General features: G+C 71.8%; 11 protein-coding genes and 1 tRNA gene. 10 read left to right on the forward strand and 2 right to left on the reverse strand.

Features of this window, described 5'->3' with window-relative positions; genetic code table 11:
- Positions 1–194 precede the first annotated feature (194 nt).
- The 7 genes from ACIRR8_RS14550 (at position 195) to ACIRR8_RS14580 (ending at position 8980) form a co-directional block, all read left to right on the forward strand.
- The gene (locus ACIRR8_RS14550) at positions 195–995 is read left to right on the forward strand and encodes an SDR family oxidoreductase (protein ID WP_404063670.1); all 801 of its coding nucleotides are present in this window, start codon (positions 195–197) and stop codon (positions 993–995) included.
- Between the two features lie 117 nt (positions 996–1112).
- Positions 1113–2126, forward strand: coding sequence for an SPFH domain-containing protein (locus ACIRR8_RS14555; protein WP_404063673.1), 1014 nt, complete (start codon positions 1113–1115; stop codon positions 2124–2126).
- Entirely contained in the window at positions 2123–3022 is a 900-nt protein-coding gene (locus ACIRR8_RS14560) for a hypothetical protein (protein ID WP_404063675.1), read from the forward strand. Before ACIRR8_RS14555 ends, ACIRR8_RS14560 begins: the two co-directional genes overlap by 4 nt.
- Positions 3023–3104: 82 nt before the next feature.
- Positions 3105–3614 carry an NUDIX hydrolase gene (locus ACIRR8_RS14565; RefSeq protein ID WP_404063678.1) on the forward strand — a complete coding sequence of 170 codons (510 nt, stop codon included), beginning with the start codon at positions 3105–3107 and terminating at the stop codon, positions 3612–3614.
- Positions 3615–3702: 88 nt separating this feature from the next.
- A complete protein-coding gene (locus ACIRR8_RS14570; protein ID WP_404063681.1) occupies positions 3703–4107 on the forward strand; it encodes an SHOCT domain-containing protein in 405 nt (134 codons plus the stop codon).
- A gap of 137 nt (positions 4108–4244) precedes the next feature.
- Positions 4245–4619, forward strand: a complete 375-nt coding sequence (locus tag ACIRR8_RS14575) for a hypothetical protein (RefSeq protein WP_404063684.1) — start codon at positions 4245–4247, stop codon at positions 4617–4619.
- Positions 4616–8980, forward strand: a complete 4365-nt coding sequence (locus ACIRR8_RS14580; protein WP_404063687.1) for a caspase family protein — start codon at positions 4616–4618, stop codon at positions 8978–8980. Before ACIRR8_RS14575 ends, ACIRR8_RS14580 begins: the two co-directional genes overlap by 4 nt.
- Positions 8981–9055: 75 nt before the next feature.
- Here ACIRR8_RS14580 and ACIRR8_RS14585 read toward each other — a convergent pair.
- Positions 9056–9129, reverse strand: a tRNA-Pro gene (locus ACIRR8_RS14585).
- 50 nt (positions 9130–9179) lie between these two features.
- Positions 9180–11834 carry an ATP-binding protein gene (locus tag ACIRR8_RS14590; protein WP_404063690.1) on the reverse strand — a complete coding sequence of 885 codons (2655 nt, stop codon included), beginning with the start codon at positions 11832–11834 and terminating at the stop codon, positions 9180–9182.
- A 111-nt stretch (positions 11835–11945) separates the two neighbouring features.
- On the opposite strand from ACIRR8_RS14590, the gene ACIRR8_RS14595 reads away from it, so the two are divergent.
- The 3 genes from ACIRR8_RS14595 to ACIRR8_RS14605 all read left to right on the forward strand — a co-directional run bounded on the left by ACIRR8_RS14595 (position 11946) and on the right by ACIRR8_RS14605 (position 15155).
- Positions 11946–12443, forward strand: coding sequence for a DUF309 domain-containing protein (locus tag ACIRR8_RS14595; protein ID WP_404063693.1), 498 nt, complete (start codon positions 11946–11948; stop codon positions 12441–12443).
- A gap of 86 nt (positions 12444–12529) precedes the next feature.
- A complete protein-coding gene (locus ACIRR8_RS14600) occupies positions 12530–13051 on the forward strand; it encodes a hypothetical protein (RefSeq protein ID WP_404063695.1) in 522 nt (173 codons plus the stop codon).
- A gap of 166 nt (positions 13052–13217) precedes the next feature.
- Positions 13218–15155, forward strand: a complete 1938-nt coding sequence (locus tag ACIRR8_RS14605) for a DUF2264 domain-containing protein (RefSeq protein WP_404063698.1) — start codon at positions 13218–13220, stop codon at positions 15153–15155.
- Positions 15156–15170: the final 15 nt, after the last annotated feature.

Here is a 15170-nt window from a genome sequence, read left to right on the forward strand (position 1 = left end):
GGGGGGCTGGGGGGGGGGGGGGGGGGGGGGGGGGGGGGGGGGGGGGGGGGGGGGGGGGGCGGGGCCCGGGCGGGGGGGGGGCGGGGGACCCGGCCCCCCCCCCCCCCCCGGCCGTGTCTCCGGGCACCCGCAGCCCTATCGCGCCTAACAAGCGATTGGTAGATTCCGCGTCCACGCACACGGGAGGCGGACGCATGGAGCTGAGCGACCCGATCGACTTCACCGGGCGGGCGGTGATCGTCACCGGCGGCACCAAGGGCATCGGCGCGACCATCGCGGAGGCCTTCCTGGCGGCGGGCGCGGAGGTCATGGTCTGCGGCCGTACCGCACCCGCCGCGCTGCCGTCGTCGGCCGGCCGGACCGCCGCATTCCGCTCCACGGACGTCCGGGACCCGGCGGCGGCGGCCCAGCTGGTCACGGCCGCCGCCGAGCGGTTCGGCCGGCTCGACGCCCTCGTCAACAACGCGGGCGGCTCCCCCGACGCCGACGCGGCCACCGCCTCGCCCCGCTTCGTCGAGAAGGTCGTCGCCCTCAACCTCCTCGCACCCTTCTACGTGGCGCAGGCCGCCAACCTGGTCATGCGGGAGCAGCCGGAGGGCGGCGCGGTGATCAACATCGGCAGCGTCTCCGCGCACGACCCGCAACCAGGCACCGCCGCCTACTCCGCGGCGAAGGCGGGACTGCTCGGCCTGACCCGGGCCCTGGCCCTGGAGTGGGCGCCGAAGGTCCGGGTGAACCACATCACCGCCGGCCTCATCCGCACCGCGGAGGCGAGCGAGCGCTACGGCGCGGACGAGGGCGCCACGGTCGCCGGCATCATCCCCATGGGCCGCCTGGCGACCCCGGCGGATGTGGCCCACGCCTGCCTCTGGCTCGCCGGACCGCACTCCTCGTACGTCAACGGCGCCGACCTGGCGGTGCACGGAGGCGGCGAGATCCCGGCCAGGGACCTGGTCCGCGGGAGCGCCGGCCGGATCCCCTTCTCGTCACCTTGACCATATAGACCTCCACCCCTTATCGTCGTAATGACGAGATCGCGTACGCATCCACGTGCGGATCCACGTACCGGTTCGCTACGAATCCGTGTACGAGTCCGACTCCCAGGGGGACCCATGGCCGACATCACCCGCCGCTTCGGCTGGCGGCATCTGCGCTCCGCGCCGACCGCCCACATCCGCCACCACAAGCGCGGCAAGCTGACCCACGACGGCCGGGGGCTCAGCTTCTGGTACCGGTCGCTGTCGGCGGCGCTCTCCGAGGTGCCGGTGGACGACCGGGAGCTGGCCATGGCGTTCCACGCCCGTACGGCGGACTTCCAGGACGTCACCGTGCAGGCCACCGTCACCTACCGGGTCAGCGACCCGGCGCTGGCGGCCGACCGGCTGGACTTCTCCGTGGACCCGGACACCGGGAACTGGCGCAGCGCGCCGCTGGAGCAGATCGCCACACTGCTCACCGAGACCGCGCAGCAGCACACGCTGGACGTCCTGGCCCGCACTCCGCTGGCGGCGGCCCTGGTGGACGGGGTCGCCTCGGTACGGGAACGGGTCGCCACCGGTCTCGCCGCCGAGCCGAGGCTCCCGGCCACCGGCATCGACGTGGTGGCCGTGCGCGTCGTCGCGATCCGCCCCGAGGCCGAGGTCGAGCGCGCCCTGCGCACGCCGGCGCGCGAGCAGATCCAGCAGGAGGCGGACCGGGCCACGTACGAGCGGCGCGCGGTGGCCGTCGAGCGCGAGCGCACCATCGCCGAGAACGAGCTGGCCAGCCAGATCGAACTGGCCCGGCGCGAGGAACAGCTGGTCGACCAGCGCGGCACCAACGCCCGCCGCGAGGCCGAGGAGAAGGCCGCTGCCGACGGCGTACGGACGGAGGCCGAGGCGGCGCGCAAGGTGCGCCTGGCGCGTGCGGAGGCAGAAGCGGCGCGCGAGACGGGTGCGGCGCGCGCCGAGGCGCAGGCGGCCTGGCTGCGGGTGCACGGCGAGGTCGATCCGGCCACGCTGCACGCGCTGGCGGCGACCCGGCTCGCGGAGAACGTGCCGCGCATCGAGAGCCTCACCCTCTCCCCCGACGTCCTCACCGGCCTGCTCGCCAAGCTCGGCCGCGCGGAAGGCGGTGCGGGAGCGTGAGCCTGGCGCCCCGGGCGGTGCTCGTCCACCGCAGGACGGAGTACGAGGAGCTGCTCGCCCGGCACGGAACGCACGGTCAGGCCGCGTTCTTCCTCTCCAGCCGGGGCCGCTCGATCGACGAGGTGGCCCGGCGCCACCACCGTACCCAGGAGGCCCTGCGGGAGGTGGCGGCGGCCGTGCCGCTCACCTGGCGCTCCAGCCGGGTGGAGCGGGCGGATCTGGACCGGTTCCTCTTCGCGCCGGAGGACGTGGTGGTCGTGGTCGGCCAGGACGGGCTGGTCGCCAACGCGGCGAAGTACCTGTCCGGGCAGCCGGTGGTGGGCATCGACACCGATCCCGGCCGCAACCCCGGCGTCCTGGTCCGCCACCGCCGTACCGACGCGGCCGCCCTGCTGCGAGCGGCGACGGCGGCCGGCTCCACGGTGGAGGCGCTGACGATGGTCGAGGCGGTCGCCGACGACACGCAGCGGCTGGTCGCGCTCAACGAGATCTACCTGGGCCCGCCCGGCCACCAGACGGCCCGCTACCGTCTGGCCCCCGACGGCGACGGCTCCCCGGGCGAGGCGCAGGCCTCCTCAGGGGTTCTCGTCGGCACCGGAACGGGCGCCACCGGCTGGCTTCGCTCGCTGTGGCTGGAGCGCGGCTCCACCGCACCCCTGCCCGCGCCGTGCGACCCCCGCCTCCTCTGGTTCGTCCGCGAGGCCTGGCCGTCCCCGGCCACCGGCACCTCGCTGGTCTCCGGCGAACTGGGCCGGGACCAAGGGCTGCGGCTCACCGTGGAGTCGGACCGGATCGTCGTCTTCGGGGACGGGATGGAGTCCGACGCGCTGGAGCTCACCTGGGGTCAGAGCGTACGGCTGGGCATCTCGGCGACCGCTCTGCGCCTGGTGGTCTGAGCGGGACCAGGGGCTCGGTGTCGTTACGGTGTTCCCTACCCACCGACCCGTAAGACGCCCCGGAGAGCGGAGACCCAGCACCATGGCCACCGAGACCACCGACCCCCTCACCGGCCCCTCCCGCAACAGCCGCCCGCCCACGGCACAGGCCGCCCTCGGGGTCGGGGTGATCGTCGAGGACGAGCAGGGGCGGGTGCTCCTGGGACGGCACCACAGCGGTACGTGGGAGCTGCCCGGCGGCAAGGTCGACCCGACGCACGAGTCGGTCGCGGCGGCCGCCGCCCGTGAGCTGCGCGAGGAGACCGGTCTCACCGTGGACGAGGGCGCGGTGGACGTCTTCGCGATGGTCCACGACGTGATCGGCGGGATCAACCGGATCAGTATGGCCGCCCTCGTACGCCTGCACTCCGGCATCCCCGAGGTGACCGAGCCGCACCTGATCAGCGCCTGGCGGTGGACCGCACCCGAGGAGCTGCCCACACCGCTGTTCGACCCGTCGGCCCAGATCCTGGCGGCCTGGCGCCCGGACCTCGGCCTCACCCATCCGCCGGCGCACCTCCTGCGGATCGGCGGAGCCGGAGAGCGGCGCTGATCAGGGTCCTGATGGTCCGGCTACGGATGCGGAGAAAAGGGACCAAGCGTATGAATGAGGGACCATCCGCGCGAACGGAGTTGGCCCCATGGACGATTACCCGCTCCTGAACCTCTTCCTGACCATGCTGTACCTGTTCCTCTGGGTCATGTGGTTCTTCCTGCTGTTCAAGGTGATCACGGACCTCTTCCGCGACCACACGCTGAACGGCTGGGCCAAGGCGGGCTGGCTGATCTTCGTCATCCTCCTGCCCTACCTGGGCGTCCTGATCTACCTGATCGTGCGCGGCCGCAGCATGCACGAGCGCGACGCCAAGGCGGTGAAGGATTCGGAGGCGGCCTTCCGGCAGTACGTGAGGGAGGCCGCGAACAGCGAGGGCTCCTCCGGCTCCACCGGCCATGTGAACGATCTGGCGAAGCTCGCCGAGCTCAAGGAGAAGGGCGCCATCAACGAGGACGAGTACGAGCGGGCGAAGGCGAAGCTTCTGGCCTGACACGTCCGGCGGGCCGGTGGGCAGCCGGACGCGACCCAAGTGGTTACCACGAATTGTCGCGATACCTCCTCGACACACCCAGCCGTGGATAAACTCACGCCCACTGGCACAGCCGCATGGGCACGGGGACGGTGGGGATGAAGTTTCGCATTGCTGGGGACGGCGACGAGGAAGCCCTCGTAGACCTTCAGACATGGCTGGCCGAGGACCCGGGCACTGCCAGGCTGAAGGTCTCGGCCGTCGGAGGCCAGGGCCCCACCATGAACACCTTGGAGGCGCTCGACATCCTCCTCGGGAACGCGGTCGAGATCGCGAACTTCGCTCTGGCCTACGTGACCTGGCGCTCGGTCAGGCGTGATGGCGGGCCGGGAACCGGCGCGGACGACGGGGGCGGCGGCAGTCGCCTGGTGCACGGCGACAGCACGGTCGACATCGGTCACCTCTCACCCGAGGAACTGGCGGAGTTGCTCCGCCGCCTCGGTGACGCCCCGCCACCGGAGGCAGACGCGTGACCTCCGGCGCGGGCCGGTCCAGGGCGGTGTTGTTCGGCGTCCACGCGTACGACGAGCTGTCCGCCCTCGACGGCGTAAAGCACAACGTGCCGGCCCTGCTCCCGCTTCTCACCAGCAAGGACGTCGGCGGACTGGCGGAAGAGGACTGCACGGAGGTACCGCACGGAGCGTCGCCGCAGGAATTACTCGACGCCCTGCACGACGCCGCCGCCGAGGCCACCGACCTCCTGCTGGTCTACTACGCGGGACACGGACACTTCGGAGGCCGGGACCGGACTTTCCACCTCGCCACCCGGGCATCGAGCGTCCGGCGGGCCTACCACTCGGTGAAGTACAACGACGTCCGTGACCTCGTGTCCGGATCAGCCGCCCAGCGCAAGGTGGTCATCGTCGACTGCTGCTTCAGCGGCCGTGCTCTGCCCATGTCGGACGAGACGGCACCGACGCAGCTGGACATGGAGATCACCGGGGCATGTGTCCTCACCTCCGCAGCGGAGACGGAACGCTCCTTGTGCCTGCCCGAGGGCAGCGTTTTCACCCTGGAGCTCACAGCCCTGCTCAGGGAGGGCCTGGCCGGTGAGCTGAGCGGCGGGCGCCAAGGCGAGCACCTGCCCGAGCTCACCATGACCGACATCTTCAACGCTCTGCACGGCCGGTTGCAGAACAGAGCCGTGGAGGACTTACGTGTCCCCCAGCCGAGGATGAGTACCAGGGACCTCGGCCACCAGATCGTGCTCGCGAGCAACCGTGCGTTCACGGGCAGCCCGCAGGACCAGAGCAGTTCCACACCGGCATCCGTTCTGGAGGACCACGAATGGGTGACCGCTGCCCGCGACCACCCCTTGTGGAACTACGTCGCCGACGAGCGCGGCCTGTCCCTGCTCCGCGACACCGCGACAGCCCTCGTGGCCCGGGCCGCGAGCGCGACCGCGCGCGAGGAGACAGAGCTCGCCGCAGACCCATGGCATTCGCCGTCCTACACCGACCGTGTGGCGGAGTGGACCGACAGCCTGCTGCTCGACAGCAGCCTGCGCCCCGAGGAGCTGGAACTCTCCGCCGCCGAGGTGTTCCTCCTCGTGACGCATCCCTACCTCCACGCCGTGTTCTGGAAGCGGAACATGAGGCGGTACCACTCGGTCGAGCCCACCAACCTCACCGACGCCCAGAGCACGTCCTCGGCCCGGCGCGGGTACGAGCGATTCCTGCGGGGATATCCCCGGCTGGTACGCAGGGCGCTGCGCAACTCCGGAAAAGGCGCGTCGGACGCCATCGGCTGGTGGCTCTTCCACCGCTGGCTCATCAGGCAACCCAGACTGTACGAGCCTTCCTCCGTGGAAACCCTGCTGGACGACCTGGCCGTTCCGCTGGGCAAGCGTTCGCCCCGGGAGAAGCGCCTCGTCGAAGAGGTCCTGGAGCCCGGGCTGGTGGCCCAACTCCTGCGCGCGCCCCAGCTTCCCCGGCCGCAGGACGAGGGGAAGGCCAGGCCCCGGAACGTGGGAGTGGCTGAGACCGCCCAGCGTGTCCGGGTCCACCAGCTCGCCGAGATGCTGCGCATCGCCCATCTCTTCGCCATCGACCCCGTCACCCTGTCCGAACTGGTCGTCGACCACATCGGCATCGGCTATGCCGTGGACCTTCCGGGCCTGCACAACACCCTGGAGAACGTGCGGTGGGACTCGAACGGACGGACGCGGATCCTCAGCGCGACGTGCGACCACCTGGCGGTCGACCTCGGCCTGCGCCAGCACGCCGCTGCGCTGGACACACGCCTGGCCCGGATCGACATCAGCACCGGCGACGAGGAACGCCCGGCCTTGCTGCGCAACCTCCCGCTGCACGTCACCGCCGACCAGGTGACCCCCGCGATCGAAGCGGGCGGGCGACCGGTCTACGCGTCGACCGAACTCCGCTTCCGGCTGGCGGACGACCGCATCCAGGAACTGCTGATGGGCGAGGAGCTGTACGGGGACCCCGCGCTCGCGATCCGCGAGCTGTACCAGAACGCCCTGGACGCCTGCCGGTACCGCGATGCACGGACCCGGTACCTGCGCGCCACGGGCTCCGAGACCGCACCGTACAAGGGGAGGATCTCCTTCACCCAAGGGGTCGACGCGGCAGGACCCTACCTGGAGTGCCGTGACAACGGGATCGGCATGGGCGAGGTCGAGCTGCGGGACGTCTTCTCGCACGCCGGCATGCGCTTCGCGGACCTGCCGGAGTACATCGAGGAGCGGGCGCGCTGGGAGGAACACGGAATCACGATGCATCCCAACAGCCAGTTCGGTGTGGGGGTGCTCAGCTACTTCATGCTGGCGGACGACATCACCGTCACGACCTGCCGTCTGACCCCCGACGGTCTGCCGGGCCAGCAACTCCGTGTGGAGATCGCGGGGCCGGGCTCGCTCTTCCGCATCCAGCCCCTGGACCGCTGCGCCGAGGCCTACACGAGCGTTCGCCTCAGACTCCGGTCGCCCGATGTCACATCCTGCGTCGATGTGCTGCGGCGCATTCTCTGGCTGTCCGAGTTCGAGGTCACGGCCAGGGAGGGCGAGGCAGAGCCTACGGTGTGGACGCCGAACGTCCTCTCGGGCGTGGCTCCCTTGGGGGGCTACGATGCCCACTCCGAGGACGCTGCTCGGGAGGCAGGAGCGCGCACGGTGGCCACGTCCACACCTGCCGTCTGGTGGTGCAACAGCGGGGGCGCCGTGCTCGCAGACGGTATTTGGGCAGGCGAGAGCCTGTTCGGGGCCGTGGTCAATCTGTCGGGTGACCGGACTCCGCGACTCACCATCGACCGGCGGCGGATCATCGACCTCAACATGGCGGAGGTCGATCTGCTGCTCCGGCAGGAAATCCCCACGTTGCTGGCCGAGGAATCCGGACTGTTCGAGCCGAGATGGCTTGAGGGCTTCGTCTGGGACAGCCCGGACATCGCCGACAAGATCTTCGCGGAAGCGGTGCGCGGCCGCTTCGCCCCGTGGCGGATCGCCGGCCGTGAAGTGGACATCACCAGATCAGGATTCTTCGCGGCGGACGAAAGTCTCGGATTTTCCACCGCCGCAGCCGATAACCTGCTGAAGTTCTCCTCGGCACCCGTAGGGGCAGAAGCGTTCAGGCTTCGCCCTCTCGCCGACGCCGGACTCTTTCCCGGATTTATCACAGACGGCGTCTCACCCCACCCGCTCCCCATGCCGTCAGACACTTTGATGCTCATGCCCGATTGGACACCGTGGAGCCACTCACCGTGGTTCGGGTCAGTTTTTCAGGAGAGTTCCTCGGTGAGCATGGGGCTGCTTACCACGGTGGCGGCCAGGATAGGACGATCCGTAGAGGACGTAGCCTCCCGTCTGGGTGAACTGGGATTCTCCGTGCCCGCTCCCCCGTTTCCCGAGTGGAACGCGGACGACGTACGGCTCACGAGCACCAACCTCAACGGGCAGGCTCCCTGGCTTCCTCTCGAAGAAGTCGTCCATCCCGCTCAGATCATCCGGGCTGCCGACATGGCGGAGCATTCCCCTGAGCACATCACCGACCGCCTGGCAGCACTCGGCTACAGCACCCCGGTACACCCGGTAACGTCTCGGGAGCCCGGTGACCTGCGCATCCTCAGCCTCGACCTGGATGGAACGTCCCCCTGGCTCCCCTATGGAGCGCCGGTCGATCCGGCACACATCGCGATGGCGGCCACCAGGACGAGCCGCTCGACCGCGGACGTCGCAGCCCGACTCGCGGCGCTCGGGTTCTCGGTGCCCGCTCCTCCCTTGCCTCAGCTTTCCGCTGATGACATCCAGCTCATCGGCACGGACACACGCGCCCGCGACCGGTGGCTCAACCCTGGGGAAGCCTGCCTACCCGCGCACATCATCCAGGCCGCCAGAGCAACGGGGCGTTCCGTCGAAGAGGCCACCGCCCGACTGGTCGCTCTCGGATACAAGGTTCCGACGCGTCCACTGCCGGCGACCAGCCATAGTGACCTGCACATACTCAGCCGCGACCGGGATGGGCGCGCACCATGGCTCCTCCCCGAACAGACAGTCCATCCGGCCCACATCCCTCTGACCGCGCAGATGCTCGGGTGTTCCACCGAGCACGTGGCGTCCCGCCTGATGGACTACGGGTATCACCTGCCCGCCACCAGTCCCCGCGAGGTGGGGCCGACCGATCTGCATCTCGTCAGCCGCGACCTCGACGCAGAACCCCCCTGGCTCTCCTACGGCCAAGCCGTCTCCCTCGTTCACGTCGCGCGCGCTGCCACCATCCTGAAACTGCACCCGCACGCCGTTGCCGATCGTCTGGAGGAACTGGGGTACCGACTGCCCGACTACGCGGTGAGGAGCACCGGAACACCGGTCCAGGAGTAGCAACAACAGAAAAGAAAAGACCGTAGGGCCGGATCAGAATATCGATCCGGCCCTACGGTCTACGACTCTCACGAGTCGGGACGACAGGATTTGAACCTGCGACCCCTTGACCCCCAGTCAAGTGCGCTACCAAGCTGCGCCACGTCCCGATGCGATTCCGCCCGGTTTCCCGGGGCGGTCGCGCAGGACAAACATTACCTCACTCCGAGGACCGGATCGACGTCCGTGCCCGCTGGGCGCGGGCCGCCAGGCCTTCGGCTCCGCAGGCCATGGCCTGCTTCTGGGCCCGGGCCAGTTCGCGGTGGGAGCCGATCGCGATGCCGTAGTCGACGCGGGCGAGCGCGTGCTCGTAGGCGGAGGAGGACCGCTCCAGGTGTCGGACGGCGTCGGCGAGGAGCTGCTCCGCCTCCTCGGGCGGTGCGAAGAGCGAGACGCAGCGCAGGGCTTCACCGATGGCGGTGTCCGTGCCGAACCGTTCCGCGTGCACCCGGGCGCGGGTCGCGAGGTGGGCCGCGCGGGCCGGGTCGTCGTCCGCCAGGGCTCGGGCGAGGTCGCCGGCCCACGGTGCCCAGATGCCGTTGAAGCGTTCGCGTGACTCCAGGGCCGCGCCCGCCGCTTCGAGTTCGGCGATCGCTTCCTCCTTGCGGCCCTCGGCCAGCAGCAGGCGGCCCAGGATGCACGGGCCGTCCGGCAGGACCATGGCGCTGGGGTAGGGCGGTCCGAAGTGGTAGCGGTCGGCGATCTTGCGGGCCTCCTCCGTACGGCCCCGGGCCAGCAGCGTGTCGATGAGCAGGCATGCCGCGTCCCAGTGGACGGGCAGGCCGGAGCCGACGCGGTCGGCGAGGCGGAGCCCTTCGCTCAGGAAGCCCTCGGCCTCCGCGAGACGGCCGCGCCGGCGGTGGACCATGCCGAGCAGGGTGTGCGCGAACGCCAGGTGGGCGCCGCTCCAGCCGGAGATCTCGAACGCCCGAACCGCTTCGCCGAAGAGGCTCTCGGCCCGGTCGAGCTGGTCGGTGAAGGTGTAGGTGATGCCGACCATGGTGGGCAGTTCGAAGCCCCACTCGGAGTCGGTCCAGCCGAGGCCGCGGGCGGGGCTGCCGTCGATCAGGGCGCGTTCGCAGAGGTCGACGATGAGCTGGGCGTTCTCGCCGCGCAGCATAGCGTCGAAGGCCCGCAGGGTGAGCAGGGCCCGTTCGGAGTTGTCGCGGCCCTTGAGGTGGTCGGCGTTGCGGGTGAGGCGGCGGGAGCGGGCCGGGCCGTCGTCCTCGGTGGCCTGCATACCCTCCCACATGAAGTGCGCAGCCTGCAGCCGCATCAGGCCGGGGCCCGGCGCCGTACGGGCCGCCTCGGCGGCCAGCGAGAGCGCCGCGTCCTTGAGCTGGTTGTTGTGGGCGAGCGCGGCGGCGAGCCGGAACGTGGCGTCGACCCGCAGGCCGTCGTCGAGGCCGGGCATGTCCAGGGCCGCCCGCAGGTGCTGGACCGTGGTGGGCGGGGAGCTGAGCAGGGTGGCACAGCCGAGCTCGTACAGCAGGACGGCGCGGTCCTTCGGGCGGGGCGGCTCCTCCAGGGCGCGTTCCAGGCAGCGCCTGGCCGCTTCGGGGGCGCCGACAGCGAGGTGCTGGCCGGCGGCTTCGCGGAGCTGGGCGACCAGTTCCTGGTCGTCGTCCGGGTGGACCTCCAGCAGGTGGCGGGAGGCGGCCGCGGCGCCGAGGCCGGCCCGGGTGATGGCCCAGGCGGCGCGGCCGTGCATCGCGGTGCGGGTGGCCGGCGGGATCGAGCGGTAGACGGCGGTGGCGATCAGCGGGTGGACGAACTCCAGCGGGTCGAAACCGCTGACGATACGGGCGTCACGCAGCCGGGCCGTGCAGTCGGCGGCCTCCGCCGAGCTCATTCCGGCGAGCGTGGCGGCCAGCTCCTGGGAGATGTCGGTGCCGAGCACGGCGGCGGCCCACGCGAACCGGTTGGCGTTGGTGCCGAGCCGCTCCAGCCGGGCGACGAGCCCGCTGCCCCGGGCCGAGGCGCCCAGCTCCCGCAGCTGCCCGGCCGATTCCTCGACCGGGGCCAGCTCCTGGTCCTGGACCTTGGCGACCAGCTCGACCGCCTCGTAGGGATTCCCGCCGGTGACGGCCCAGACCTCGCGGCAGAACGGGTCGTCCGCGTGTTCGCCCAGAGCCGCGCGGGCCAGTTCGGCGGTGGCGTCCGGGGTCAGCGCCCGCAGGGCGACCCGGGTGATCGCGCTCTGGCCGTCGGAGCCGCGTTCCGCCTCGCGGTCAGCGACGTAGCTCGCGTTGCGTTCGGCCATTTCCTGCGGCCGGTACGCCTGGACGACGAGCAAGGGGAGTTCACCGAGGCGGGCGGTGAACGAGGCCAGCCAGGAGAGGGATTCGCCGTCCGCCCAGTGGGCGTCGTCGACCAGGAGCAGTAACGGCCGGTGGCTGAGACGGGAGGCGAGCCGGGCGACGACGTAGTCGAGGCCGTCGCGGACACCTTGCGGGTCGGGCTGCGGGCCGCTGGGCTCGGCCAGTCCGAGCGCGGGCGCCGTGGTGTCGTACCAGTCGCCGAACAGGGCCCGCTTCTCGTCGGGCGGGAACTGGTCGAGCGCGGGCTGCAGCAACTGCCGTACGACGTGGAACGGCACGGAGGTGACGGTCTCACCGCCCCGGGCGGACCAGATCGTGCAGCGGTCGGCGGCCATCGCCCGGATCTCGGCGAGCAGGGCCGTCTTCCCGAGCCCCGCCTCCCCGCTGAAGACCAGGAGCCCGCCGACGGCCTGCGCTCCGCACAGATCGTCCACCGCCCTCGCGGCGGCGGCGAGTTCCGGTTCACGCTCGTACAACGGCCGGGACGGCTTCATGCCCACCCTTCCCCAAATGGCATGCAGTGACGACAGTCGAGCCTAGTCGCGCGCGGGTGCTCACCGACAGGGTTCGGCCGATTCCCCGCAGGTGCGGGGCACAATCGAGGAGTGAACGAGACGCACAGGGACCGCGACACCGAGGGCCGGGCGCGCAATGCGCGCCCCCGGGACGGGCTGGGGCGGCCACTGCCGTACGGAGCACCCGGCGTCGAGCGACAGCCCGAGGGCGTCGTCCGCACGCCGGACGAGACGCTCCGGGAGGCGCAGCGGCTGCTGGACGCGGGGATGCCGTTCCATGCCCACGAGGTGTTCGAGGACGCCTGGAAGTCGGGGCCGGAGCGCGAGCGTGAGCTGTGGCGGGGGCTGGCGCAGCTGGCCGTGGGGCTGACGCACGCGGCGCGCGGCAACTCGGCGGGCGGCGCGCGGCTGCTGCGGCGGGGCGCGGGCGCGCTCACCTCGTACGGTGAGGTCCGTCGGTACGCCGATCCCCTGCCGTACGGGATCAGGGTCGGCGGACTGGTCGACTGGGCCGGGGAGTTGGCGGGTCGCGTGGATGCGGGGCGCCCGGTGGACGCGGCGGTCGAGGCGCCGCGGCTGCTCGGGTAGCCGGCGAGGGGCTCATGGCCCGCACCGGTGGCCGAACGAGCGGGTCCGGGAACGGGCCTGCCGCGCATCCCTTACGATCCGGCTCCATGAGCACTTCTGACCAGGACCAGGACCGGGACCGGCGCGAGGGCCGGAACCGGGACACCGACACCCCGATAGCCGAGACCGCGGTGGCGGAGCCCGCCGAGAACGTGACCGGCGGCGTGGACGGCGGCAAGGACGCCAAGAACGCCGCGGATGCTGCGGATGCCGAGCACGCCGGGCACCCCGACAAGACGGCCGAAACCGAGCGCCCGGACGAAGGTGGGGCCGGGGCTGAGGTCGATGCCGGGGCCGAGCCCGTGGCAGGGAAGAGACTGACGCCACGGCAGGCTCGGCAGCTGCGGGTCGTCCTCTCGTCCGTGGGCATGGTGGCCATGGGCGTGGTCCTCGCCCTGCGGATCGCGAGCCGGTCGTCGGTGCTGGTCGTCGGCGTGTACGGGCTCGCGCTCATCCTCTGCGGCCTGGTGATCGAGCTCAGCAGGAACGGCCGGACGCGGCTCGGCAGCTGGCTGCTCGGGGCCGGTCTGCTGGCGGCTGTCGGCGCGGACTGGCTGCTGCTGCCCTGAGCCCGGGGCCCTATGTAGATGTGGCCGTTCCGGGGGGCTGATCGCTGAACGCTGATCATTCTGATCGCTTTCGCCGGCTTCCCCTCGCTCTCTTGACCGCTCGTGATCACTCGATCAGGATCTGCCGTGCCGACCGTGTCCACCACGAAGGGCCTGGCCTCCCCGTATGACGACCTTCCGCTCCCCGCCCTTCGAACTGCCTCCGGAGGACCGGGCGTCGAGCCCGTACACCGGGTACACGCGAGCGCACTGGGAGGCCGCCGCCGACGGGTTGCTGCACGCCGCCTGGCAGTGGGCCACCCCCGGCGGGGCCCTGCTGGACCTGCCCGGTCCTCCGTCGCACTCCGGCGTGCGCTCCGACGGGCTCGAGGGGTACGCGCGGACCTTCCTGGCGGCCGCCTTCCGGGTCGCCGGGGCAGCGGGGCAGGATCCGCACGGCTGGCTGGACCGGTACGCGCGAGGGCTCGCGGCCGGGACGCGTACGCCCGGGCGGGACGACGCGGAGTCCTGGCCGGTCATCCTGGACCACCAGGTGCGGGGGCAGCCCATGGTGGAGTCCGCGTCCGTCGCGCTCGGGCTGCGGCTGACCCGGCCCTGGCTCTGGGAGCGGCTGTCGGACGAGGTGCGGGACCGGGCGGAGCTGTGGCTGCGGGGCGCGCTGCGCCACGTTCCGGCGGGCAACAACTGGTACCTCTTCCCGTACACGGTCGCCGGCTTCCTGGAGTCGGTGGGGCGCGGGGACGCGGAGACGGCCCGGGCGCGGGAGCGGGCGCTGGAACTGCTGGAGGGCTGGTACCGGGGCGACGGCTGGTACGCCGACGGGGACGGGCGCGCCTTCGACCACTACAACGGCTGGGCGCTGCACCTGTATCCGGTGCTGGATGCCCATCTCGCAGGCGGCGGAGGGGAGTCCGCGCGCCACGGGGCGCGGCTGCGTGAGCATCTGGAGAGCTTCTCGCTGATGTTCGGCGGCGACGGGGCTCCGCTGTACTTCGGGCGCTCGCTCACCTACCGGTTCGCGGCGGGCGCGGCTGTGGGGCTGGGCGCGGTGACCGGGCACACCCCGCTCGCGCCGGGCGTGTCCCGCCGGCTGGTCAACGGGGCGGTGCGGTACTTCCTGGAGCGGGGTGCGAGCGGCGGTGACGGACTGCTGAGCCTCGGCTGGCACGGCGCGCACCCGGCGACGCTGCAGTCCTATTCCGGTCCCGCGTCGCCCTACTGGGCGTCGAAGGCGTTCGTGGCGCTGCTGGCCCCGGCCGGACACCCGCTATGGACGTCGGTGGAGGAGGCGGCCCCGAGCGAGGACTCGGACCGGGTGCTCTCCGTACCGGCGCCCGGCTTGCTGGTCCAGTCGACAGGGGCGGACGGTGTGGTGCGGATGCACAACCACGGCAGCGACCATGTCCGCCCGGACGAGGGCGAGTCGGCGGCCGACGCGGACCCGCACTACGCCCGGCTCGCCTACTCCACCGTGACCGGCCCGACCTCGGCGGCGAACCCCGCGGACAACCACCTGTCGGTGACGGTCGACGGCGTACGCAGCACCAGGCGCCGCATCCGTCCGCTCGGTGCCGGCCACGGCGAGGGCTGGGGCTGGGCCGGGTCCTGGCACGTGCCCGTGTTCCCGTCAGGCCCCTCCACCGTCCCCGGGCTCCGGGTGGAGAGCCTGACGGTGGCACGGGGCCGCTACGAACTGCGGGTGCACCGGGTCCTGGGGGCGCCGGACGGGGCACGGGCCGAACTGACCGGCTGGGCGACGGAGCCCGGCGGCCCGGTCCGCTCCCAGCTGTACGGCCTCCACGGCTGGGAGGCTCCGGAAGAGGTACGGGCCCCGCAAGGCACGGCGTTCACTCGCTGGGCGGTGCTGCCTCGGCTGGCCGCGGCCGACGTGACGGGGAACGTGGTGCTGGTGGCCCTCGCCTCACTCACGGCGCAGCCGGAGGCCGGGCCGCTGGCGCCGCTCGTGGACGCGGTGGACGTACGACGGACCGGTCCGGGCGGTGAGGCGGTGGTCGAGGTCGGGTGGGCGGAGAATGGCGCGCGGACGCGGATCGTCTTCGGCCGGGGGGCGGTCGCGGTGGACCACGTGGAGGTCGGACCGTAGCAAGGTGAAGACCAC

The sequence above is a fragment of the Streptomyces sp. NPDC101178 genome (assembly GCF_044767965.1).
Classification (GTDB): Bacteria; Actinomycetota; Actinomycetes; order Streptomycetales; family Streptomycetaceae; genus Streptomyces.

What these genes read in the sequence shown, in the direction of transcription:
- ACIRR8_RS14590 (WP_404063690.1), bottom strand. Translation starts at nt 11,834, where the DNA reads ATGAAGCCGTCCCGGCCGTTGTACGAGCGTGAACCGGAACTCGCCGCC.
- ACIRR8_RS14555 (WP_404063673.1), top strand. Translation starts at nt 1,113, where the DNA reads ATGGCCGACATCACCCGCCGCTTCGGCTGGCGGCATCTGCGCTCCGCG.
- ACIRR8_RS14605 (WP_404063698.1), top strand. Translation starts at nt 13,218, where the DNA reads ATGACGACCTTCCGCTCCCCGCCCTTCGAACTGCCTCCGGAGGACCGG.
- ACIRR8_RS14570 (WP_404063681.1), top strand. Translation starts at nt 3,703, where the DNA reads ATGGACGATTACCCGCTCCTGAACCTCTTCCTGACCATGCTGTACCTG.
- ACIRR8_RS14575 (WP_404063684.1), top strand. Translation starts at nt 4,245, where the DNA reads ATGAAGTTTCGCATTGCTGGGGACGGCGACGAGGAAGCCCTCGTAGAC.
- ACIRR8_RS14550 (WP_404063670.1), top strand. Translation starts at nt 195, where the DNA reads ATGGAGCTGAGCGACCCGATCGACTTCACCGGGCGGGCGGTGATCGTC.
- ACIRR8_RS14600 (WP_404063695.1), top strand. Translation starts at nt 12,530, where the DNA reads ATGAGCACTTCTGACCAGGACCAGGACCGGGACCGGCGCGAGGGCCGG.
- ACIRR8_RS14565 (WP_404063678.1), top strand. Translation starts at nt 3,105, where the DNA reads ATGGCCACCGAGACCACCGACCCCCTCACCGGCCCCTCCCGCAACAGC.